The organism is Streptomyces sp. NPDC058985 (assembly GCF_042740985.1).
Lineage (GTDB): Bacteria > Actinomycetota > Actinomycetes > Streptomycetales > Streptomycetaceae > Streptomyces.
Map to the genome: position 1 here is coordinate 139,160 of NZ_JBHYJX010000011.1, position 21,834 is coordinate 160,993.

18 protein-coding genes are annotated in these 21,834 nt (G+C 72.3%); 8 read left to right on the forward strand and 10 right to left on the reverse strand.

The annotated features are described in order from the left end of the window. Positions 1-129: 129 nt before the first annotated feature. Complete coding sequence (locus ACFW01_RS13245; protein ID WP_384503553.1) at positions 130-1,746, forward strand: PucR family transcriptional regulator; 1,617 nt, start codon at positions 130-132, stop codon at positions 1,744-1,746. Between the two features lie 10 nt (positions 1,747-1,756). On the opposite strand, the gene ACFW01_RS13250 is transcribed toward ACFW01_RS13245, so the two are convergent. The 4 genes from ACFW01_RS13250 to ACFW01_RS13265 are packed head-to-tail and all read right to left on the reverse strand — an operon-like array spanning position 1,757 to position 7,152. Continuing rightward, positions 1,757-4,138 (reverse strand): beta-glucosidase, encoded by a 2,382-nt coding sequence (locus ACFW01_RS13250; RefSeq protein WP_384503555.1) that lies wholly within the window; start codon positions 4,136-4,138, stop codon positions 1,757-1,759. Continuing rightward, a complete protein-coding gene (locus tag ACFW01_RS13255) occupies positions 4,135-4,953 on the reverse strand; it encodes a carbohydrate ABC transporter permease (protein ID WP_384503557.1) in 819 nt (272 codons plus the stop codon). Before ACFW01_RS13255 ends, ACFW01_RS13250 begins: the two co-directional genes overlap by 4 nt. Further along, complete coding sequence (locus tag ACFW01_RS13260; protein WP_234959155.1) at positions 4,950-5,837, reverse strand: carbohydrate ABC transporter permease; 888 nt, start codon at positions 5,835-5,837, stop codon at positions 4,950-4,952. Before ACFW01_RS13260 ends, ACFW01_RS13255 begins: the two co-directional genes overlap by 4 nt. A gap of 10 nt (positions 5,838-5,847) precedes the next feature. Then, the gene (locus tag ACFW01_RS13265) at positions 5,848-7,152 is read right to left on the reverse strand and encodes an ABC transporter substrate-binding protein (protein WP_384503559.1); all 1,305 of its coding nucleotides are present in this window, start codon (positions 7,150-7,152) and stop codon (positions 5,848-5,850) included. Between the two features lie 192 nt (positions 7,153-7,344). On the opposite strand from ACFW01_RS13265, the gene ACFW01_RS13270 reads away from it, so the two are divergent. Further along, a complete protein-coding gene (locus ACFW01_RS13270) occupies positions 7,345-8,046 on the forward strand; it encodes a response regulator transcription factor (protein WP_234959153.1) in 702 nt (233 codons plus the stop codon). A gap of 3 nt (positions 8,047-8,049) precedes the next feature. Next, positions 8,050-9,435: a sensor histidine kinase gene (locus tag ACFW01_RS13275; RefSeq protein WP_384503561.1), complete on the forward strand. Its 1,386-nt coding sequence runs from the start codon at positions 8,050-8,052 to the stop codon at positions 9,433-9,435. Positions 9,436-9,450: 15 nt separating this feature from the next. Here the strand turns inward: ACFW01_RS13275 and ACFW01_RS13280 are convergent, their stop codons facing one another. Both ACFW01_RS13280 and ACFW01_RS13285 read right to left on the reverse strand, forming a co-directional pair. Next, the gene (locus tag ACFW01_RS13280; protein WP_384503563.1) at positions 9,451-10,704 is read right to left on the reverse strand and encodes a DUF1501 domain-containing protein; all 1,254 of its coding nucleotides are present in this window, start codon (positions 10,702-10,704) and stop codon (positions 9,451-9,453) included. A gap of 51 nt (positions 10,705-10,755) precedes the next feature. Next, positions 10,756-12,111, reverse strand: coding sequence for a DUF1800 family protein (locus tag ACFW01_RS13285; RefSeq protein WP_384503565.1), 1,356 nt, complete (start codon positions 12,109-12,111; stop codon positions 10,756-10,758). A 206-nt stretch (positions 12,112-12,317) separates the two neighbouring features. On the opposite strand from ACFW01_RS13285, the gene ACFW01_RS13290 reads away from it, so the two are divergent. The 5 genes from ACFW01_RS13290 to ACFW01_RS13310 all read left to right on the forward strand — a co-directional run bounded on the left by ACFW01_RS13290 (position 12,318) and on the right by ACFW01_RS13310 (position 17,269). After that, positions 12,318-13,889, forward strand: a complete 1,572-nt coding sequence (locus ACFW01_RS13290; RefSeq protein WP_384503567.1) for an alpha/beta hydrolase family esterase — start codon at positions 12,318-12,320, stop codon at positions 13,887-13,889. A gap of 96 nt (positions 13,890-13,985) precedes the next feature. After that, complete coding sequence (locus ACFW01_RS13295; protein ID WP_234959148.1) at positions 13,986-14,843, forward strand: TetR/AcrR family transcriptional regulator; 858 nt, start codon at positions 13,986-13,988, stop codon at positions 14,841-14,843. Positions 14,844-14,896: 53 nt separating this feature from the next. Next, entirely contained in the window at positions 14,897-15,790 is an 894-nt protein-coding gene (locus ACFW01_RS13300) for a 3-keto-5-aminohexanoate cleavage protein (protein WP_234959147.1), read from the forward strand. A gap of 28 nt (positions 15,791-15,818) precedes the next feature. Continuing rightward, positions 15,819-16,793: a 3-hydroxyacyl-CoA dehydrogenase NAD-binding domain-containing protein gene (locus tag ACFW01_RS13305; protein ID WP_234959146.1), complete on the forward strand. Its 975-nt coding sequence runs from the start codon at positions 15,819-15,821 to the stop codon at positions 16,791-16,793. Then, entirely contained in the window at positions 16,790-17,269 is a 480-nt protein-coding gene (locus ACFW01_RS13310) for a thioesterase family protein (RefSeq protein WP_234959145.1), read from the forward strand. The genes ACFW01_RS13305 and ACFW01_RS13310 overlap by 4 nt, the downstream gene beginning before the upstream one ends. Here ACFW01_RS13310 and abc-f read toward each other — a convergent pair. The 4 genes from abc-f to ACFW01_RS13330 all read right to left on the reverse strand — a co-directional run bounded on the left by abc-f (position 17,262) and on the right by ACFW01_RS13330 (position 21,825). After that, positions 17,262-18,917, reverse strand: coding sequence for a ribosomal protection-like ABC-F family protein (gene abc-f / locus ACFW01_RS13315; protein ID WP_234959144.1), 1,656 nt, complete (start codon positions 18,915-18,917; stop codon positions 17,262-17,264). The genes ACFW01_RS13310 and abc-f overlap by 8 nt on opposite strands. A 151-nt stretch (positions 18,918-19,068) precedes the next feature. Continuing rightward, on the reverse strand, positions 19,069-19,782 hold the full coding sequence (locus ACFW01_RS13320; RefSeq protein WP_234959143.1) for a S1 family peptidase: 714 nt from the start codon (positions 19,780-19,782) through the stop codon (positions 19,069-19,071). A 208-nt stretch (positions 19,783-19,990) separates the two neighbouring features. After that, positions 19,991-20,464, reverse strand: coding sequence for a lamin tail domain-containing protein (locus ACFW01_RS13325; protein WP_234959142.1), 474 nt, complete (start codon positions 20,462-20,464; stop codon positions 19,991-19,993). An 863-nt stretch (positions 20,465-21,327) separates the two neighbouring features. Beyond that, positions 21,328-21,825 (reverse strand): LGFP repeat-containing protein, encoded by a 498-nt coding sequence (locus ACFW01_RS13330; RefSeq protein WP_234959141.1) that lies wholly within the window; start codon positions 21,823-21,825, stop codon positions 21,328-21,330. Positions 21,826-21,834 lie beyond the last annotated feature (9 nt).

Here is a 21,834-nt window from a genome sequence, read left to right on the forward strand (position 1 = left end):
CGGTATCCGGACGATGTGTCAACCGTCCGGCGCCGAGCGCGCCGTCGGACCGCGCCCGCGCGACCCTCCGGGCGCTCTTGCGCAGGTCAAGGAGGCTTGTCAGAGTGACCAGGGGCACAGGGAGGCACTGTGAGCGAGAACCGGCACCCGGGCCCGGAGGGCCGTCCGCCCACCGTGGCGGACGTGCTGGCCCTGCCGGTGCTGGCCGGGGGCGAGCCGCGGGTGGTCACCGGCGCCGACCGCGTGGACCGCCCGGTCCGGTGGGTCCACGTCACCGAGCTGACGGACCCGGCGTCGTTCCTCAAGGGCGGCGAACTGGTCCTCACCACGGGTATGCCCCTGCCCGAGGACCCGGCGGGGGTACGCCGCTACGTCGACGAACTCGCCGACGTCGGTGCCGCCGCCCTGGTCATCGAGCTGGTACGCCGGTACCACCGGCCGCCCGACGCCCTGGTCCAGGCGTGCCGGGCGCGCGGGCTGCCGCTCGTCACGCTCGCGCGGGACGTCAACTTCCTGGAGGTCACGCAGGTCGTCCACGCGCTGATCCTCGGCGGCCAGGCGGAGGCGATGCGCAGGACGCAGCGGGTCCACGAGGCGTTCACCGCGCTCACCCTGCGCGGCGCCGGTCCGGAGGACGTGGTGCGCGCGGCGGCGGAGATGAGCGGACGCACGGTCGTGCTGGAGAACCTGGTCCACCGGGCCCTGGTCTGCGAGCCCTCGGGCAGTACGGCGCAGGCCGCACTCACCGGATGGGAGCGGCGTTCGCGGACCACACCGGCGACCGACCGCACGGGCCTGGCCGGTCCCGAGGGGTGGCTCGTGGCCCCCGTGGAGTACCAGGGCGAGGGCTGGGGGCGGGTCGCCATGCTGCCGGGCGGGGACCGGGCCTTCGGCCCCGAGGACGTCACCGTGCTGGAGCGCACCGCGATGGCCCTCACCATCGCCCGTCTCACCCACTCCACGCCCTGGGAGCGCACCGCCCACCGCACCGCCCTGCGGGACCTGGCCGAGCGGCGCCACCGCTCCCCGGCGGACGCGCGCGCCCGGGTCGCGGCCCTCGGGCTGCCGGCGGCGGACGCCCGCTTCGTCGCCGTACTCGCGGACCTCCCGGGAGAGGCGGAGGCCGCGACGGCCGAGGCCCGGCTGTCCGAGGAGCTGGGCATGTCGGGGGCGCGGGCGCTCGTCGGTCTGCTCTCCCCCACCCGCCTGGGCGTCATGCTGGCGCTGCGCCCGTCGCCGCCCTGGCGGGAGGCCGTCGAGCGGCTGAGCCGGGGTGTGCTGGACGCGGCTCCGGACGCTGTCGTGAGCGTCGGCTCCCCCGCCCCGGATCTCGACGGCGTCGCGCGTTCCTTCGGCGAGGCGGCCCGGGTGGCCGAGGCCACCGAGCCGGGCCGGCCCCCGCCGCCGGACCGCTCCTTCCACGAACGGGCGGACGTCGGCCTGGGCCGGTTGCTGTTCGCGCTGCGCGACGACACCCGCGTCCAGGAGTACGCGGAACGGCAGTTGGGCCGGCTGCTCGATCACGACGCCCGGCACGGCACCGACCTCGTGACGACCCTGCGCGGCTATCTGGACGCCGCGGGCAACAAGACCGTCGCCGCCCGGTCGGCGGGGCTGTCCCGGGAGACCGTCTACCAACGGCTGCGGACGATCGAGCGGTTGCTCGGGCGCGACCTGGAGTCCGGCGAGCAGCGCACCGAACTCCATGTCGCGCTCCAGGCGCTCGATGTGCTGCGGGGTGGCTGACCCGGGCGCCTCAGCCGCCCGCCGCCGGTTCCTGCCCGAAGACCGCGTGCAGCCGCCGCGTGTGGTCGACCCGCCGTCGCGGACCGGTGAGGGTGACCGTCGCCGTCAGGGGCGGCGCGGTGCTGGACGCGGCGAACCGCAGCTCCAGCGCACCGGGTTCGACGACCCGGTGGCCGTCGCGCCCCGTGAAGGAGGCGAGGTCGGCCGGGACGACGACGCGTACCCTGCGGGCCTCGCCCGGCGCCAGCGGCACCCGGGTGTAGCCGACGAGGCGCTGCACCGGCTGGACGACGGAGGCCACCGGGTCGTGCAGGTAGAGCTGGACGACCTCGGTGCCGTGGCGTTCGCCGGTGTTGCGGACGGTCAATGCCAGCGAGAACTCGCCGTCGGTGGGCGCCTGGTCGACGTTCACCGCGAGGTCGCTCCAGGCGAACGTGGTGTACGTGAGGCCGTGCCCGAAGCCGAAGGCGGGCGTGGGGTCGATGCTGGACACCTCGCTCGCGTGGGCGAGCCGCGCCCCCAGATAGGTGGTCGGCTGCGCACCGGCTCCGCGGGGCACGCTGACCGGCAGCCGGCCGGAGGGACCGGTACGCCCGCTGAGCACGCCCGCGAGAGCGGCGGTGCCCTCCTCGCCGGGGAAGAAGGACTGCACGATCGCGGCGGCCTCCGTCACGGCCCGGCCCAGCGCGTAGGGCCGGCCCGCGAGCAGCACCGTGACGACCGGCCTGCCGGTGTCGAGCAGCGCGTCGAGGAGCTGTTGCTGGGCGCCGGGCAGGGCGAGCGACTCGACGTCGCAGCCCTCACCGCTGGTGCCGCGTCCGAAGAGTCCGGCGCGGTCGCCCAGGACCACGACGACGACGTCCGCCTCCCCGGCCGCGCGGACGGCCTCGGGGATGCCGGAGACGTCGCCGTCGTCGACGCCCGTGCCGTGGGCGAGCGTGAACTCGGTGTCGGGGAACTCCGCGGCCAGCGTGGCGCGCAGGGTGGGCAGGTCGATGCCGACGGGGGTGGCGGGGTGGTGGACGCCGATGTGCTGGGGGAAGGAGTAGCAGCCGAGTACGGCGGTGGGCTCGTCGGCGTTGGGGCCGACCAGGGCGATGCGGCGCGGCCGGGCGAGGGGCAGCGTGCCGTCGTTGCTCAGCAGCACGACCGCTTCCTCGGCGACGGTGCGGGCCAGTTCGCGATTGCGGGGCCCGTCCAGGTCGATCCGGCCGCGCAGGGCCTCCGGGTCGTCCAGGTCCGCGCCGTCCAGCGCGGCGGGCAGCGGGTTCCAGTCCGGGTCGAGGAGCCCGAGCAGCGCCTTCTGGGTGAGCACCCGGCGCAGGGCGCGGTCGATCACCTTCTCGGGGACCCGGCCGGCGGCGACCGCCTCCACCAGGGGCGCGCCGAACGTCTTGACGGTGGGCAGTTCGACGTCGACGCCCGCCCGCAGCGCGGCACCCGCGGCCTCCGCCCAGTCGGCGGCGATGCCGTGCAGGGTCTTGAGGAAGGCGATGCCGAAGTAGTCGGCGACGACGGTGCCGTCGAAGCCCCAGGTGTCGCGCAGCAGCCCGGTGAGCAGGTCCTCGTCGGCGGCCGCGGGGACGCCGTCGGTGTCGGTGTAGGCGTGCATCACTGACCGGGCGCCGCCCTCGCGGATCGCCATCTCGAAGGGCGGCAGCAGGACGTCGGCGCGCTCGCGCGGGCCCATCGGGGAGGGCGCGAGGTTGCGTCCGGCGCGGGAGGCCGAGTAGCCGGCGAAGTGTTTGAGGGTGGCGACGACGCCGGCGTCCTCCAGGCCGCGCACATAGGCGGAGCCGATGGTGCCGACGAGGTACGGGTCCTCGCCGATGGTCTCCTCGACCCGGCCCCAGCGGGCGTCGCGCACCACGTCCAGGACGGGTGCGAGGCCCTGGTGGACGCCGACGGACCGCATGTCGCGGCCGATGGCGGACGCCATGCGGTGCACCAGGTCCGGGTCGAAGGTCGCGCCCCAGGACAGCGGGACGGGGTAGGCGGTCGCGCCCCAGGCGGCGAAGCCGGCCAGGCACTCCTCGTGCGCGACGGCGGGGATGCCGAAGCGGTTCGCCGAGGCGATGCGGGCCTGGGTGCGCAGCAGCGAGAGCGCGCCGAGCGCCGGGTCGACGGGAGCGGTGCCGAAGGGCCGGGTCAACTGGCCGAGGCCGGTGGGCAGGAGCGCGTCGAGGTCGACCGCCTCCTCCATGTCGTGCTGATGGGGGGCTACGTCTCCGCCCTCGTCGGACGCGCCGACCCAGACGCCGTACAGCTGGGCGATCTTCTCCTCGGGGGTCATCGCCTCGATGAGCGCGGACACCCTGGTGGTGACGGAGAGGGCGGGGTCGTTCCAGAGGGGGATTTCGGGGTGGGTCTCAACCGCCACGTTGTGGGTCACTTTCCTCCGACGCCCATCAGGCCCTGGACCAGGGCGCGACGGGCGAACAGGTAGACGAGCAGGACGGGCACCATGGACAGCACCACGGCTCCCAGCAGGCCGGGGATGTCGATGCCGTGTTCGGTCTGGAAGTTGTAGAGACCCAGGGTGACGACCTTGGTGGCATCGGACTGGGTCAGGACGAGCGGGAACAGGAAGCCGTTCCACGCCTGGAGGGCGGAGAACACGACGATCGTGGAGAGTCCGCCGCGCGACAGCGGCACCACGAGCTGGAAGAACATGCGCCGCGGGGTGGCGCCGTCCATGGTCATGGCCTCGAACAGCTCCGGGGAGATGTCCCGCATGGCGCCGCTGAGGATCAGCGCCGACATCGGGAGGCAGAACGCGGTCGTGGGCAGGATGACGCCGAGCAGGTTGTCGTACAGCCCGGCCTCGCTGATCAGGTAGAACATCGGCACGATCACCGCCTGGGCGGGGATGGCGAGGCCGAGCAGGAAGAGCCGGAAGACCGCCGAGGTGGCCCGGCCGCGGCTGCGCACGATGGCGTAGGCGAGGGGCGGGACCAGCAGCAGGACGAGGCCGACCACGCAGGCCGTGACGACGAGGGTGTTGAGGAAGTACCGGCCGAAGCCGGAGTCGAAGGCGCCGGTGTAGTTGTCCAGGGTGAAGCTGTCCGGTATCGACACCGGGCCGTTCTCGGCGTAGTCCTGCCGGGTGCGCAGGGTCGCGGCGAGCAGCACGTACAGCGGCAGGCCGACCAGGAGAAGCCAGACGAGCGAGCCGGCGCCGGCCAGGTAGTTCGGTCGGCGCCTCATGACACACCCTCCATGGAACTGCGCATCTTGTCGTAGCCGGAGACCCGGACGACGATCAGCGAGACGACCGTGGCCGCGACGACCAGGGCCAGGGCGATCGCGGAGCCGGTGCCGTAGTCGAAGCTCTTGAACGCCTTGTCGTACATGTAGTAGGCGCTGATGGTGGTGTCGGTGCCGGGGCCGCCCTGGGTCAGGATGAGGACCGTCTCGAACGTGGTCAGGCCGCCGACGATCATCAGGATCATCGAGGTGATCATGGCGGTGCGCAGCTGCGGCAGGGTGATGTGGAAGAACTGCCGGTAGCGGCCCGCCCCGTCGACCTCCGCCGCCTGGTACAGCACCTGCGGGATCGCGCGGGCGGCGCCCTGGTAGATCAGCGTGTGGAACGGGGTGAACTGCCATGTGCTGACGAAGGCGAGGACCCCGATGGCGGTGGCCTGTTCGCCGAACAGGTTGCCGTCGCCGAACAGCCAGGTGGCGTCGGCCGGGATGCCGAAGTTCGGGTCGAGCAGCGCCCGCCACAGCACGGACACGGCCGTGGCGGACAGCAGCAGCGGGATGAAGTAGATGACCGACAGGACGGCGCGGTTGCGCTGCTGTCCGGCGGCCCAGACCCCGAGCAGGATGCTCAGCGGGGTCTGGAGGGCCACGCCGAGCGCGGTCAGCAGCAGGGTCAGCCAGATGCTGTCGAGCATGACCGGGTCGTCGGCCAGGCGCGACCAGTTGTCAGTGCCGACGAACTCGGGCGGGCTGATGCCGTCCCAGCTCATGAAGGACAGCACCGCCACCATGATCAGCGGCACGATCGCGAAGAGGGCGAAGAACACTGCGGCGGGCAGCGCCCAGACGAAGCCGGGCCGGGCGCTCGTGGTCTGTGTGGTCATGGGCCGTTCGTCAGTCGGTCGGGAGGGCCTGCATGGCCTTGATGAAGCCGTCCGTGTCGAGCTGTCCGTTGAAGAACTGCTGGATGGCCTTGTGCATGTCGGAGCTCGCCTTCTGCGGGTACGCCTGGTCCCAGGAGAGCTGGAACGACGGGGCGTCGGCGACGAGGTCGTACTGGAAGCGCGAGTACTCGGGGGTGCCCGAGCCGTCGATGAACTTGTCGGTGTTGGTCGTGGTCGGCAGGTTGCCGATGTCCAGTTGCGCCTTCACGAACTCGTCGGAGTACATGAGCTTCAGGAACTCGGCGACGGCCTCGGGGTGCTTGGTCTTCTTCATCACCGAGTAGTAGTTGTTGGTGTTGCCCGCGACGGCGGCCGGGTCGCCCTTGCCGCCCTCGACGGCCGGGAAGGCGCTGTATCCGAGGTCCTTGCGGGCGAACTCCTCGTGGTCCGTGAGCTGCTGGGAGTAGTACCAGGAACCCATCAGCTCGAAGCCGGCCTTGCCCGATGCCACGAGCTGGACCGAGCCGCCGTTGGTGTACTTGACCGAGTCGTAGTTCTTGCCGAAGGCGCCGGTGTCGACCAGCTCCTCGATCATGCCCAGGGCCTTCCGGCTGTCCGCGCTCGCCCAGGCGCTCTTGTCACCCCCGACGGCCTTCGCGAACAACTCCGGTCCTGCGGTGCGGTCGTAGAGGTACTGGAACCACATCTGGGTCGGCCAGACGTCGCCGCCGCCGAGCGCGATCGGCGTGACCCCCTCGTCCTTGAGCTTCTCCACCGCGTCGAGCAGCTCGTCCCAGGTCTTGGGCGGCGCGACGCCCGCGTCGTCGAGGACCTTCTTGTTGTGGAAGAGCAGGACCGGCTGGGTGCCGCGCATCGGGATGCCGTAGGGCTTGCCGTCGACGACGGCGCTGTCGAAGACGGACGGCAGGAACTTCTTCCTGAGGTCCGGGTCCTTCTCGATGAAGCCGTCGAGCGGCAGCAGCAGGTCGGCCTCGACGAACGGCTTGATGCTGCCGCCGCCCCAGTTGAAGAACACGTCCGGGGCCTGCGGCGTGCTGATGATCGTCTGGAGCTTCTTCTGGTAGTCGGCACCGGGGATGGTGTCGAGCACTGCCTTGACGTCGGACGTCTTGTTGAAGGTGTCGACGATCTGCTGCTCGACCTTGTTGCTCGCGTCCCCGTAGACCAGAACATGGATCTTGCCGTCGTCGGACGACGCCCCGCCGTTCCCGTCGCCGCAGGCCGACAGGCTCAGTGCCAGAGCGAGCGTCGCGGCGGTGGCGACGAGTCCGGGCAAGCGCGCACGTTTCTTCATCGTCTGCCTTTCGAAAGTTTCGGCTCCGTCACCGAAAGCTCATGGTGTCGGACAGTAAAGTCAGACGGGAATCTTGGTCAATGGCCGTGCGGACGCGGACTCAATTCGTTATCGATCGCCTCCGACAGTTTCGAAGGTCCCGCCCGTGTCCCGGGCGTGCCGGAACACAGCGGGGGCTGGCAGGATGGGCGGATGCGGGAAGGTGACGGCAGGCATCTGCTGGTGGTGGACGACGAACCGGCGATCGTCGACGTGCTCGCGACCTCGCTCCGTTTCCTCGGCTACGACGTGGCCGAGGCGGCCGGCGGCCGGGAAGCACTCGCCAAGGTGCGCGAACGCAGGCCCGATCTGGTGCTGCTCGACGTGATGCTGCCGGATCTCGACGGCTTCGAGGTGGTGCGGCGGCTGACGGCCGGCGGTGCGCGGGTACCGGTGGTGTTCCTGACGGCGCGTGAGAGCGGGGAGGACGTCGTCGGCGGTCTCGACCTGGGAGCGGACGACTACATCACCAAGCCGTTCCGGCTCGCCGAGGTCGCCGCCCGGGTGCGCGCGGTGCTGCGCCGCACAGCGGGTCCGGACGGCACGACGGACCGCACCGTACTGCGGTGCGCCGACCTGGAGCTGGACACGGCGGCCTACGAGGTGCGCCGGTCCGGGCACCTGGTGGAGCTGTCCCCGACCGAGTACCGGCTGCTGCACCACCTGCTCGCCAACGCGGGCCGGGTCCTCACCCACGAGCAGCTCCTGGACCACGTCTGGGACCACGGCGCCGGTGACACCGCCGTCCTGAAGTCGTACATCTCGTATCTGCGCAGGAAGATCGACTCGCACGGCATGCCGCTGATCCACACCCGCCGCGGCATCGGCTACGTGCTGCGCGCGCCGGAGGCGTGACCGGTGGCCGTGGTCCGGTCCCTGCGGGGGCGGCTGCTGCTCGCGGTCCTCGCGCTGGCCGCGGTGGTCCTCGTCGCGCTGGACGCGGTCGTGTACGTGTCCTTGCGCGACCATCTCCTCGACCGTGCGGACACGTCGTTGCGCGGGGTGCAGGCCCAGGTGGTCAAGCAGATACGCAACGGAAGACCTCCCGCGCAGGGGCTCGCGGCGGATGCGCGGATGCTCGGCGTCTCCGAGTACTTCATCGAGATCCGGCGGCCGAACGGTGACGTGACCCCGCTGGCACCGGGGCTGCGCGATCCCGGGGCCGCGCCCCCGCAGGTGCCCCGGACGCCCGGGGACGCGGCCGGTGCCCCGGTCACGGTGCCCGCCGAAGACGGCGACGGGCCCGGCTACCGGCTCCTGACCCGTTCGCTGCCCGACCGGCGCGGCACCCTGGTGACCGCCGCACCGCTGTCCTCGGTCGACGGAACCCTGCACCGGCTCCTGCTGGTGGAAGGCGCCGCGACCGCCGGTGCGCTCGTGCTGCTCGCCGCGTCGGGTCTCTGGCTGCTGCGGCGCGGGCTGCGGCCCCTGGAGTCGATGGCGCGGGACGCCGACGCCATCGCGGCCGGGCAGGACGGGCTCCGCGTCGCGCCGGCGGACATGGACAGCGAGGTGGGCCGGCTCGGATTCGCGCTCAACACCATGCTGGACGGGCAGGAGACGACCCAGGAGCGGTTGCGCCAGTTCGTCGCCGACGCCTCGCACGAGCTGCGCACACCGGTGACGGCGATCCTCGGCTACGCCGACCTGCACGCGCAGGGGGCGCTCGGCGACCCGGCGGACCTCGGCCGGGCCATGAACGGCGTCACGGACGAGGCGCTGCGGATGCGCCGCCTCGTGGACGACCTGCTCCTGCTCGCCCGCCTCGACACGGTGCGGGCGCCCGAACGGCTCCCCGTCGATCTGACGAAGGTCGCCCGGGCGGCGGTAGCCGGGGCGCGCGCGGCGGCTCCCCGGTACCCCGTCGCGCTGGAGGCCGAGCGGCCGGCGGTGGTCGAGGGGGACGGAGAGCAACTGCGCCGCGTCGTGGACAACCTGCTCGGCAACGTCCGTGCCCACACACCCGAGGGCACCCACGCCCGGGTGACCGTGTGGGCGGCGGCGGACGGCTCGACGCGGCTCGCCGTCGTGGACGACGGTCCGGGTGTCCCGGCCGAGGCGCTGCCCAAGGTGTTCGACCGCTTCTACCGTGCGGACCGGGCCCGCGGCGGCCACGGCAGCGGTCTCGGTCTCGCCATCGTGGCGGCGGTCGTGGACGCCCACGGAGGGCGGGTGGATGTCGTCAGCACGGCCGGGAGCGGGACCGGGGTGACCGTGCGGCTGCCCGCCGCCGCGTCGGCGTGACGGCGACGGGCGTCGCTACAGGAACGCCAGTGTCCGGTCGTGTCCGTCCAGGATCTGCCCCGGGTCGGCCGCGAGCACGCGTGCCAGCAGCGTCGCGTAGACGTCCCGGAAGTCCGTGGTCGTGGCCAGGTCGTCGTCCCGGAGCCTGGTGAGGCTCGGCTGATCGCCGTAGAAGCCGCCGCGGACCGGTTCACCGAGGATCAGCACCGGGCCCGAAGTGCCGTGGTCCGTGCCCTGGTTCGCGTTGGCGCGGGCGCGGCGCCCGAACTCCGAGTACACGGCGACCACCACGTTCTCGCCGCGCACCTGCCGCAGGAAGCCGGTGACGGCGGTGTCCAGTTGCCCGAGCAGACGCGTCTGGGTCTCCTTCTCGCCCGCGTGGGTGTCGAAGCCCCCGAGGCTCACGCTGTACGCCCGGGTCGGCGCGCCCGCGCGGATCGCCTCGGCCACCACGGACAGCTGGGCCGCGAGCTGCCCCTGTGCTCCGGCCGAGCCGCCGCCGTCGTCCGCACCGTCCGTGTCGTCGCGCGGCTCGTCGGGGTCCTGCGGAGCACCGGTCCCGTCCTCGCGCGGCTCGCCTCCGAATCGGCTCACCACCGTGTTCAGATCCCCCAGGGAAGCCGCCGCACGGGCCTGGAGCGGATGCACACCGTCCTGCGCCCCCGCCAGCTCCTTGCACACCCGCTGCCAGGGCGCGGCGAGCCGGGCTCCTCCCAGCTGTACCGCGGCGCCCGCCGTCCTCTCCCCGGCCAGCAGTGGCGGGAGCGTGGCGCCGATGGACACGGCTCGCAACGGGTCGCGGTCCTCGGCCGTGTCCAGCCAGCGACCGAGCCAGCCGGTCGGCAGCGGGCCGGAGGGCGAGGCGGTCTGCCAGATCGACATCGAGCGGAAGTGGCTGTGGTCGGGGCGGGGGTACGACACGCCCCGGACGACGGCCAGTTGGTCGTCGTCCCACAGCCCCTTGAAGCCCTTCATACCGGGATTCAGTCCCAGCTCCTCACCCAGCGGCAGCACTTCGTCCTCGCCGTAGGCGAGATCGGGACGCAGGTCGTGGTACGCCCTGTCCCAGGCCGGGACGACGGTGTTCAGGCCGTCGTTGCCGCCGTACAGGGTCACGAGCACCAGGACCTTGGCGTCATCGGCCCGGCGCCCGCTCTTGCCGGAGTCCAGCAACCGGTCGACGGTGTACGCCGTGGCGCCCGCGGCCAGCGCCGCTCCCGCGGTCACCCCGCTCGCGGTCAGGAACTTGCGTCGGGTCCAGGTGTCCACCGGGATACTCCTTCACGGGCTGCGGGTCGGTGCGTGCGGGCGACGGCCGGGTCACGGCTGTACGAGGTACTCGGGCGCCGTCAGGGCGATCGCCGTGACCCGTTCCGGCTCGTCCGCGGCCTCGGCGAGAACGGCGGCGGTGCGTTCGCTCCAGCGGTGCACACCGAGCAGCCGGGCCAGTGTCGCGAGGCGTTCCTCCGCGGGCGCCCGCCGCACCGCGCCCAAGTCGCCCTGGCGTACGGCCTGCTGTGCGAAGCCGATGCGTACGCGGGCCGCCGCCGTGGTGAGCCAGGCGGTGCCGTGCGGCCAACCACCCACGCTGGGCGGCGCGAAGGGCACCTGACCGAGTCCGCCCAGCGTCCGCAGGAGTTGCCCGCGGGCCTTCTCCTCCAGTCGCGCCGGCCGGACGCCGAGCGCGCGCAGCGTGCCCACGACGTATTCGACGGGCTGCTTGACGAGGACGTTCGCGGGATCGGCGAACGCCGGGTCGGCGAGGATCGCCCGCACCATGGCGGTCAGGTCCCCGGTGCCGGCGATCCGGTCGAGACTGCTGTCCGAGGGGCCGTTCTCGGCCGACACCAGACGTGCCCACAGCCGGGAGGCCACGTGGCGCGGGCACTCGGGCTGCCCGACGAGATGGTCCACGAGCGACGTCGCGGTGAAGTCGGTCCGCCTGCCGAGCACGGTCTGCGCGCCGTCGGCGTGCCGTTGAGGGCGGAAGCGCGCGCTCCACTCGCCTTCGCCCCGGCGGTCGACGCTCCAGCCGGTGAGCGCGGCCGCGGCCTGTCGTACGTCGTCCTCCTCGTAGTGGCCCACGCCGAGCACGAAGAGTTCCATCAGCTCGCGGGCGAGGTTCTCGTTGGGTGCTTCGGCGGTGTTGCCGGAGGCGTCGAGCCAGAGCATCAGGGCCGGGTCCTGGACCATGGCCCGCGCCAGGGTCCGGAACTCCCCCGCGCCGAGCTTTCGCAGCGTCTGGTTCTGCGCGAGCATCGCCCGGCCGGACTTGACCTTCTGGATCGACGTCGCCCAGTGGTCGTGCCACAGGAGCGTCCGCTTCTCGATCCACGGCCGTTCGGTGGCGACCATCCGGTCGAGCCACCAGATGGTCAGCTGCTCGCGCTGCTCGCGCACGGCCCGCCGGTAGGTCTGCCGCGCGGAGTCGGTCGTCCTGCCGTCGGCCGTCTCGCCGTCGGCCGCCCTGGCTTCGGACTTGCCGCGTTCCGGCAGCGGGCCGAGATCGGGCGGTGCCGGGGCGTCGGGATCGTCGGCGGTGTCGAGGACCCGGTCCAGCGCCTGGTCCCACCCCTCGCCGGCGCCGTCTTCCGCCGGGCCGCCCTGCCCGGCGCTCCCGAAGCCGGTGCGCTGCAGCAGCCGGAGTACCCGCGCCCGCTCGTCCAGTGTCGCCATGGCCCTCACTGTGCACACGGCCCGTCACCGTCGCGTGCGATGCGGGTGGGAAATCGGTGGGAGTCCGCAGCCATGTGCACTCGGCACAGGGAGCGAACACGCCGTATGTGGTCCGCACCGGTCGTCGCGGCGGGAGCCCGGTCCTACTGTCCACCCAGCAGTGGAGACCCACGTCACAGACCCCCACGTGCCGTAGGAGTGTTGCCATGCCCCACACCCATCCCCCAGCCGGGCCGGCGGCGCGCGGCGGCGTCCGTGCCTGGGCGGCCCTGCTGACCGTGCTGATCGCCGCGGCGGCGTTCCTGTCCGTACCCTCGGGAACCGCCCGCGCGGCCGGCCTCCAGGAGGTGACCGGGTTCGGTTCCAACCCCGGCAACCTGCAGATGTTCCGGTACGTCCCGGACGGCCTCCCGGCAGGCCGTCCACTCGTCGTCGCGATGCACGGATGCACGCAGAACGCGGCCGCCTACGACGACGAGACGGGCTGGACGGAGCTGGCCGACCGTCTGCGGTTCGCGCTGCTGCTCCCCCAGCAGCGCGGCTCGAACAACGCCAACGCGTGCTTCAACTGGTTCGAGAACGGCGACACGTCGCGCGGCTCCGGAGAGGCTCTCTCCATCGTCCAGATGATGGACCGGATGCGCGCCGACAACGGCGTGGCGGCGGACCGTTCGTTCGTGACCGGGCTCTCGGCCGGCGGGGCCATGACGTCCGCGATGATGGCCGCGTACCCCGACCGGTTCGACGGCGGCGCGGTCGTCGCCGGGATCCCGTCGCGGTGCGCCACAAGCCTGGTCCAGGCCTTCGGCTGCATGAACCCCGGCTCGGACCGGACGCCCGCGCAGTGGGGCGATCTGGTGCGCGCTGCCTCGTCCCACGCCGGCCCGTGGCCGACCCTGTCCGTCTGGCACGGCACCACCGACACCACGGTGGCACCCGTGAACCGGCGCGAACTGGTGGAGCAGTGGACCGACGTCCACGGCACCGACACCACCCCGGAGACCTCGGACACCGTCGGCGGCTACCCCCACCTGGTCTACGAGGATGCCACGGGCCGCCCGGTCGTCGAGTCGTTCGAGATCACCGGCATGGGCCACGGCCAGCCCGTCGACCCGGGCAGCGGAAGCGGCCGGTGCGGGCGGGCCGCCGCCTACGTCCTCGACGTCGGCATCTGCGCCGCGCACCACATCGCGCGGTTCTGGGGTCTCGACGCGGGAACCGATCCCGACCCGGACCCCGGTACGCGGACGGTGACCCTGGCGAACGACGACAGCCGCGACGGTTACGTCAAGGCGGGCGCCGACGGCACCGGTCCGGCGGTCGGCACGCTGGAGTCCCTCTACGGGCTGGGCCTGGGCCGGGGTGCGGACGGCAGGCACAACCGGGCGGTGCTCTCCTTCGACACCTCCCCGCTCCCCGACGACGCGGTCGTCGACAGTGCCAGGCTGTCCGTCGAGCACCAGGGCGGCAGCGGCGATCCGTGGGGCAACCCGGTCGGCAACTCCCTCGCGGTGGACGCCCGGACCGGCTGCTTCGGCGCGTGCGCCATCGAGCCCGCGGACTGGTCGGCGGCCCCGACCGCGACGGGAGTCGCGACCGTCCCGCGGTTCACCTCGGGCACGGCGTCCTCCACGGAGTTCTCCGGCCCCGGCCTGAGAGCTCTCGACCTGACCGGCACCACCCAGCTGAGGCTCCGGTTCACGCAGGCCCCCGGCTCCACCGGGTACGTCTTCGTCGCGCCCGGTTCGGCGGCGCAGCTCACCGTCACCTTCCACTGACTGACCCATCAATCAGAACCTCAACAGCCACGTCAGAGCCCTGCCAGCCGTTTCTGTTGTTGCGTTTTCCACAACACACCCCTAGGGTCGTGGCCCGTGGAAACCGACGACGTCATCGAAGGCGCGCCCGCCGCCGACACCGCCGCCCGCGTCCGTGAGGTCATCGCGGACGCGGGCGTCAGCCAGCGCGAGTTCGCACGCCGGGTCGTCATGGATCCGTCCAAGCTCTCGCGTTCACTGAGCGGCACCCGCCGCTTCACGGCCGCGGAGCTGGCACGGATCGCCGACGAGGGCCGGGTCGACGCGGGCCGGCTGCTCGGCACCCGGCCCCTCGCGAAGGACAGCGCGCCGGTCGCCGACGTGCAGGGCGGGCGGCCGCTGCAGATCGTCCGCGAGACGGTCCGGCTGATCGCCGAGCACGGATTCCACGCGGTGCGGGTCGCGGACATCGCCCGCGCCTGCGCCACCAGCAGCGCCGCGATCCACTACCACTTCCCGGGCCGCGCCGAACTCCTGGAAGCGGCCGTGCGCTGGTGCATGGACGAGGACACCGCGCGCCGTGCCGCCCGTCTCGCCGAGGCGGACGACGCGGCGGCGGAGCTGCGCCAGCTCATCGCGCTGCAGACGCCGCGCACCGCGCAGCAGCGCCGCCAGTGGGCGGTGTGGCTCGACCTGTGGGCCGAGGCCGCGCGCTCCACGGGAGTGGGCCGACTGCACTCCGAGTACTACCGGCAGTGGCGGGAGACCGTCGCCGATGTCGTACGCCGGGGTGTCGGACAGGGCGTGTTCCGCGCCGACGTCGATCCGCAGGCCGCGGCACTGACGCTGACCGCGCTGATCGACGGCCTGGCCACGCACGTCCTCTCGGTGAGCGGACCGTCGTCCGACAGCGCCGCGGACGCGATGCACGCGGCACTGACCACACACGTCACGCACACGATCCTGGCCGACTAGTTCCCGCAGCCACGGAAGCCAGAAACGGAAGCCCGAATTCGGGAGGCCCCCGCATGCCCATGACCGAGAACGTCATCATCACCTGCGCGCTCACCGGCGCCGGCGACACCGTCCGCAAGAGCCCCCACGTCCCCGTCACCCCGGAGCAGATAGCCCGGAACGCGGTGGAGGCGGCCGCCGCCGGAGCGGCCGTCGTCCACATCCACGTACGCGATCCGGAGACCGGCGACCCGTCCCGCGACCCGAAGCTGTACCGGGAGGTCGTCGAACGCGTCAGGGAGACCGGCACCGACGTCGTCGTGAACCTCACCGCCGGCATGGGCGGCGACCTGGTCATCGACCCGGACGACCCGCTCACCCACCTCCCCGGCACCGATCTCGTCAGCGGTCTGGAGCGCCTGCCGCACGTCGAGGACCTGCTTCCCGACATCTGCACGCTGGACTGCGGCTCACTCAACTTCGGCGACGGATCGAACCTCTACGTCTCGACGCCCGACATGCTGCGTGCGGGCGCGCGACGCATCCAGGAGCTGGGCGTGCGGCCCGAACTGGAGATCTTCGACACCGGACAGCTCTGGTTCGCCAAGCAGTTGCTCGCGGAGGGGCTGCTCGACGACCCGACCGTGTTCCAGCTGTGCATGGGCATCCCGTGGGGCGCGCCCGCGGACCCCGGCGTGCTCCAGTCGATGGTCAACATGCTGCCGGACGGCGCGCGATGGGCGAGCTTCGCGCTCGGCCGGATGCAGATGCCGTGGGTCGCGCAGTCCATCCTGCTCGGCGGCCACGTCCGCGTGGGTCTGGAGGACAACCTGTACCTCGGCAAGGGCAACAAGGCGACCAACGCCCAGCTCGTCGAGCGTGCCGTGACCATCACCGAGTCGATCGGCGCACGCGTCGCGACACCGGACGAGGCCCGCGCCGCTCTCGGCCTCAAGCCGCGCAAGTAGCCCGCCGCCACGACGAAGGATTCCTCTCATGACCTCATCACCGGAGTTCACCGCGCCGGAGCACGTCCGCCGGGTCGCCTGCGTCGGCGCCGGAGTCATCGGCGGCGGCTGGGTCGCCCACTTCCTGGCCCGCGGCTACGACGTGACCGCCTGGGACCCGGCGCCCGACGCCGGACGGAAGCTGCGCCGCCTGGTCGACGCGGCGTGGCCCACGCTCACCTCGCTCGGCCTCGCCGAGGGCGCGTCGACGGACCGCCTCACCGTGACCGACACCCTCGAACAGGCCGTGGCCGAGGCCGAGTTCGTCCAGGAGAGCGCGCCCGAGAAGCTCGACCTCAAGCGCGACCTGCTGGCCCGCCTGGACGCGGCGACACCGCCCGCCGTCGTCATCGCCTCGTCCACCTCGGGCTATCCGATGACCGACATGCAGACGACGGCCGCGGACCCGTCGCGCCTGGTCGTCGGGCACCCCTTCAACCCGCCCTACCTCATCCCGCTGGTCGAGGTCGTCGGCGGCGAGCACACCGACGCCGCGGCGGTCGCCTGGGCCTCCCGCTTCTACGAGGTCGCGGGGAAGTCCGTCATCACGATGGACAACGAGATACCGGGCTTCATCGCGAACCGCCTCCAGGAGGCCCTGTGGCGCGAGGCCCTGCACATGGTCGCGAGCGGAGAGGCGACGGTCCGGGACATCGACCTGTCGATCACCGAGGGCCCCGGGCTGCGCTGGGCCGTGATGGGACCGATGCTGACGTTCGCGCTCGCGGGCGGCGAGGGCGGCATGGCGCACATGCTGGACCACTTCGGCCCGTCCCTGAAGTCGCCGTGGACGCGCCTCGAAGCGCCGGAGCTGGACAAGGAGTTGTACGACGCCGTGGTGTCGGGCTGTGACGAGGCGGCGGACGGCCGCTCCATCGCGGACCTGGTGGCCGAACGCGACCGGGGTGTCGTCGAAGTGCTGCGCGCCACCGGCCGCCTGGACCGCGAGGAGAACCCCCGATGACGAAGCTCCCGTTGTTCCACAGCACGGTCCGCCCGGAGTGGGTCGACTACAACGGTCACATGAGCGAGGCGTTCTACGTCCTCGTCTTCGGTCACGCCACGGACGCGCTGATGATCGAGACGGGCCTGGACTCCGGCTACCGCGAGTCCACCGGCTGTTCCCTCTACACGGTCGAGTCCCACGTCCGCTATCTCCAGGAGGTGCCCGAGGCCACCCACCTGGCCGTCCGCACCCGCGTGCTGGGAGCGGCGGAACGCAAGGCGCGCTTCGTGCACGAGATGTACGTCGTCTCCGAACCGGGGTCGGAGCCGGTGCCCGACGCGGCCCCGGTGGCGACGACCGAACTGCTCGCGGTCCATGTCGACCAGCGGGCGGGCCGGGCCGCCGAGTTCCCGGACGCGATCCGGCACCGCTTCTCGGAGCTGGCCGAACCGGCACCGTCCTGGGCGGGCCGCTCGATCCGTGCCGTTACCTGACCGTGCGGCCGGCGCGCAGTTCCAGTTGCTCGGCTCCGAAGCGCGCCCGGAAGCCGCGGTCGTGCGAGACCGCGACCACTGCCCCCGGGTACGCCGCGAGCGCCGCTTGCAGGTCCTCGGCCAGGTCGAGTGCGATGTGGTTGGTCGGCTCGTCGAGGACGAGAAGGTCCGCGGGCCGGGTCACCAGGTTCGCGATCTGCAGGCGCCGCTGCTGCCCCACGGACAGGGCGGCGACGGGCACGAGCAGGTCCTGTTCGCGGAACAGCCCCAGGGACAGGAGCTGTTCCGCGTACTCCTCCGGCAGTCCGGGCCGCCCGGCGGCGAACGCGGCGAGCAGCGGCAGCCGCGTGGCCCGCGTGGGCAGTTCCTGGGCGAGGTAGCCGATGCGGGCGGGCCGGCGCGCCGTACCGGCGTCCTGCCGCAGGTCGCCCGCCAGGACGCGGAGCAGCGTCGTCTTGCCCGCGCCGTTCTCGCCCGTGACGAGGAGGCGTCCGCCGGGCTCGATCGTCAGGAGCCCGTCCAGGCGCAGCCGTTCCCCGACCCGTACGTTGTCTAGCTCGGCGAGGGCGCCCCGGACCGGTCCGCCGAGCGCCGACGGCAGCGCCGTGGTGAACCGGAGCGGTACGGGCGGCTTCGCCACCGGGTTGCGCCGCAGCCGGTCCAAGCGCTCCCGCACCGAGCGCACCTGTCCGCCGAGCTTGGCCTCGCTGGAGCGGCGGTGCTTGCCGAAGCCCTGCTTCGGGTCGCGGCCGGTGATGGCCAGCCGCCTGCCGGCGGCCTCCAGCAACTCCTGCGCGCGGGTCACCTCCTCGACCCAGTCCGCGTACCGCTGCTCCGCTCCGCGCCGGGCGGCGGCTTTCGCGGCGCGATACCCGTCCCAGCCGTCACCGTACCGGCGCACGGTGCGCTCGTCCCGGTCGACCTCGAGGATCGTGGTGGCGATGCGCTCCAGGAAGCCGCGGTCGTGGGTGACCGCGACGACGGTGCCGCGGTGTGCGCGCAGGTGTTCCTCCAGCCAGCGCACGGCCGTCGCGTCGAGGTGGTTCGTCGGTTCGTCCAGGAGCAGCAGTTCGGGGGCTGCGGCCAGGACGCAGGCGAGGGCGAGGCGCGACTGCTCGCCGCCGGACAGTGAGCCGAGCGGGCGCTCCCGGGTGATCCCCGCCAGCCCGAGCCCGTGCATGGCGACGTCCACACGGGCGTCCGCCTCGTATCCGCCGCGTTCCTCGTAAGCGGTCAGCAGTTCGCCGTACGCGGCCAGCTGCTCGTTGGACGCGTCGGCGAGGTGCTCCTCCGCGGTACGGAGCCTTCGCTCCATGTCGCGCAGTTCGGTCAGAGCGAGGTCGACGGCGTCCTGCACGGTGCGGTCGGCGTCGAGGTCGAGGGTCTGGGCGAGATGGCCCGTCCCGCCGGGGAACCGGACGGTGACCTCCCCGGCGTCGGGCGTCTCGGCGGTGGCGAGCAGCCGGAGCAAGGTGGACTTGCCGGAGCCGTTCTCACCGACGACGGCGGCCTTCTCACCCGGCCGGACGGTGAAGGAGACCTGGTCGAGGACGGTCCGGGTGCCATAGGACTTGGTGACGGACTTGACGGACAGCTGCGCCACGGCGGGGACGGTGGCTGGCAGCACGGTGGGAGCGCGGTCGCGCATGGGTCTTTCCCTGTGATTCGAGGGGTCTACGGGCAGCAGAAACGGCGACAGGGGCCGTGCCCGGACTCAGACGAAGAAGAGGAAAGCCATGCCCCACCATACGAGACGGGTCGTCTCGCCGCAAGGGGATTTCGGAGTCCGTGATCGCCGGTCAGTAGATGCTCAGTCCGTACGCCGACAGCACCTCGACCACCGGCTGGTAGTAGGTGACCCCTCCCGAGCTGCAGTTGCCGCTGCTGCCGACGATGACACCCAGCGCGGTGGTGCCCGAGAAGGCCGGGCCGCCCACGTCCCCGGGTTCGGCGCAGACGTTGGACCGGAAGAGACCGCTCACGCTCCCGCCGCCGTAGTTGACCGTGACGTTGACCGCCTGGACGATCCCGCAACGGTGTCCGGCAGTGCGTCCGACATGGCAGACCGACTGGCCGACGACGGGGTGGGCCGCGGCGGTGATGTCGCGGGTGCCCGCCCCGGCGCCCAGGGAGACCTCGCCCGGACGGGCGACCGTCGTACTGGTGTACCGGACGGTCGCGTAGTCGTTTCCGGGAAAGCTGACCCCCGCGGTGACCCCGACGGGGACGGTGAGGGCGGCGTCGGCGTACCAGGAGGTGCCGCCCGTCTGCGCGCACCGGCCCGACAGCAGCGCGTACTCCGCGGATCCGGAGCGGGCGTTGAACCCAACGGTGCAGCGGGCACCCGCGCTGTAGAGGACGTCGCCGCCGCGCACCGCGACGGCGGCCGGCCTCTCCCGCGGCGCGGCGTCCGCCACCGGGCCGAGGACGGCGGTCCAGCCGAGCAGCAGGGCCAGCAGAAGGGCAGCGGGAACGGTGACGGGCGAGGGGCGGTCGGAACGCGTGCGAGCCACAGCGGCCTCCAATGTCATGTACTGGCCATTGTGAGGCTCGCGGAGCCCGGCGGTCAGACCCAAAGCCGCCAACCGGTCGGTCCCCGAGGTGCGGCCGACGGCCCGAGCGTCTGTGGGTGGCGCGCCAGTGGAACGAGCGGAAGCCCGCCACCCCGTTCAGGGTGGCGGGCTCCTTACCGGCAGTGCCGGTCAGCGGTGGGTTCGGGTGTCAGCGGCGGCCACCGTGGCGGTGGTGGCCCCAGGACTTGTCATCGATGAAGCGGCCGTGGTCGTTGCGGAGCGTGGCGGTGTCGGAGCGGTTGCCCCACACGTGGTTGCGCCGGTCCTGGAACACGTCGGTGCGGGTGTCGCGGCCCTCGCCGGTGTGGACGCGGACGGTGGCGCGGCCGTCGAGGCGGTAGTGGCGGAAGGTGTAGCGGGCACCGTCCTTGCCCCTGAGGGTCCAGCCGTTCAGGTTGACCGCGCGGCGGGTGTTGTTGGTGATCTCCACCCATTCCTTGTTCAGGGAACGGTTGGAGCGGTTGTCACGGCCCGGGGCGTCGTACTGGACGCCCGTGATCTCGACGCGAGGCCGCTGACGCTGGTGGTCGGCGGCTGACGCCGGCACCGCGAGTACGGCGGTCAGGGCCCCGACGGCGAGGGCGCCGGCGGTCAGGCGGCGGGCGGTGATGGACTTCGACACAGGTTCCCCCTGCTTTGTGCGGGCACCGCCGGCCCCGGGATCCAGGTCCCGGGGTGGTGGTGCGTGGTGCGGTGCGCGGCCGGTCGGCCGTGCCCTCACAGATTGCGGGTCGGTCGACCGGTTCGTGGAGACGACGTGAACGGTGTTACCAACCGCCGACATCCTGGTGACCCTCGCCTGTATTGAGCATTTATGTGCTGAATGCACCGTGTTGACGCCGCTGAAGCACGTGTCCCCTTGTGTCCGTTGGGCCGAGGACCGAGACCGCCACGGCACGCCACCCCGCCACCCCAAGAGCGTTCACCCGAAAGTGAGTAACAGCGCAGGCCGCTCTCCCGAGCCCGGGGTGTGAAGAAGGCGCACCGCGCCCAGGCGTGCGCCGTGCCCGTGCCCGTGCCCCTGAACCGCCTTGCCACGAGCCGGCATGGTGGCCGCACGCATAGCCGACCCACGAACTACGTTGCCCCGCCACATGTGCGCCTGACCTGCGCATTCCTACGGTGTGGCGACACGCAGACGTCCCCGTTGATCGCCGGGAAGTGGTGCCGATGTCGTCGCCCGCAGCCGCTCCACCCGCCCCGAACAACCTCAAGCGCACCGTCGCCGCGTCCCGGGGTTTTCGGTGTGCTGACTCGGTGCCGGCCGCCTTTCATCGCAGCGCACTCCGCTGCCCTCAACGGCCTCCGAACATGGTTGCCTCAGGGTCACCAACAGCCCCAGCCGGCAGGGAAGAGGTGTCTGTGCGGTCACAGCACTAGGCGCCAGGCGCTGGTCCCGGCGGCAAGGCCGCCGGTCTCACGGCGAGCTACCGTCGGGACCCTTGCCTTGCCGGAGCTGCCGTCCGGCAAGGCAAGGGTCGATGGTCAGGCGCAGGTGTTGCCATCCGACCAGGTGCGTGTCGCTCCGCCCCCGAGGTCCTGGAAGTGAATCACCGTGCACTGGAAGTTCTGCCGGATCTCAGCGCCGACCCTGTACTCGTAGGACGTGGGGTAGCGCGCGAAACCCCGTTCGCAGCCGTTCGCGCACCAGTAGTCGCCGATGTATCCCCAGACCGGCCACGCGCCACTGTTCGCAGACCAGTACACGGTCCCGTGGTCGAACTGCTGGCGGCGGCCGAACCCGTCGGGGTTGACCAGTTCACCCGTGACGGGACAGCCGAGGGACCCAGTCGGGCCGCCCATGTCGACGTACCGCTGTTCGATGGCCCCTCCGACCTCCGGCCTGTTGGCGCAGTACGGCGTGGCCGGCGCGGGCGAGGCGGCCGACACCACGAGCACGCTCGCAAGCAGGGCCAGCAGGCCCAGCACCGTGGCGCCCCGACCTTGTACTCCTCGCCAGACAACCGCACCGAGATGGGTCACGCGTCCACC

Coding starts and splice junctions, on each gene's coding strand:
- ACFW01_RS13270 (WP_234959153.1), top strand. CDS start 7,345: ATGCGGGAAGGTGACGGCAGGCATCTGCTGGTGGTGGACGACGAACCG.
- ACFW01_RS13300 (WP_234959147.1), top strand. CDS start 14,897: ATGCCCATGACCGAGAACGTCATCATCACCTGCGCGCTCACCGGCGCC.
- ACFW01_RS13265 (WP_384503559.1), bottom strand. CDS start 7,152: ATGAAGAAACGTGCGCGCTTGCCCGGACTCGTCGCCACCGCCGCGACG.
- ACFW01_RS13255 (WP_384503557.1), bottom strand. CDS start 4,953: ATGAGGCGCCGACCGAACTACCTGGCCGGCGCCGGCTCGCTCGTCTGG.
- ACFW01_RS13260 (WP_234959155.1), bottom strand. CDS start 5,837: ATGACCACACAGACCACGAGCGCCCGGCCCGGCTTCGTCTGGGCGCTG.
- abc-f (WP_234959144.1), bottom strand. CDS start 18,917: ATGCGCGACCGCGCTCCCACCGTGCTGCCAGCCACCGTCCCCGCCGTG.
- ACFW01_RS13290 (WP_384503567.1), top strand. CDS start 12,318: ATGCCCCACACCCATCCCCCAGCCGGGCCGGCGGCGCGCGGCGGCGTC.
- ACFW01_RS13310 (WP_234959145.1), top strand. CDS start 16,790: ATGACGAAGCTCCCGTTGTTCCACAGCACGGTCCGCCCGGAGTGGGTC.
- ACFW01_RS13305 (WP_234959146.1), top strand. CDS start 15,819: ATGACCTCATCACCGGAGTTCACCGCGCCGGAGCACGTCCGCCGGGTC.
- ACFW01_RS13285 (WP_384503565.1), bottom strand. CDS start 12,111: ATGGCGACACTGGACGAGCGGGCGCGGGTACTCCGGCTGCTGCAGCGC.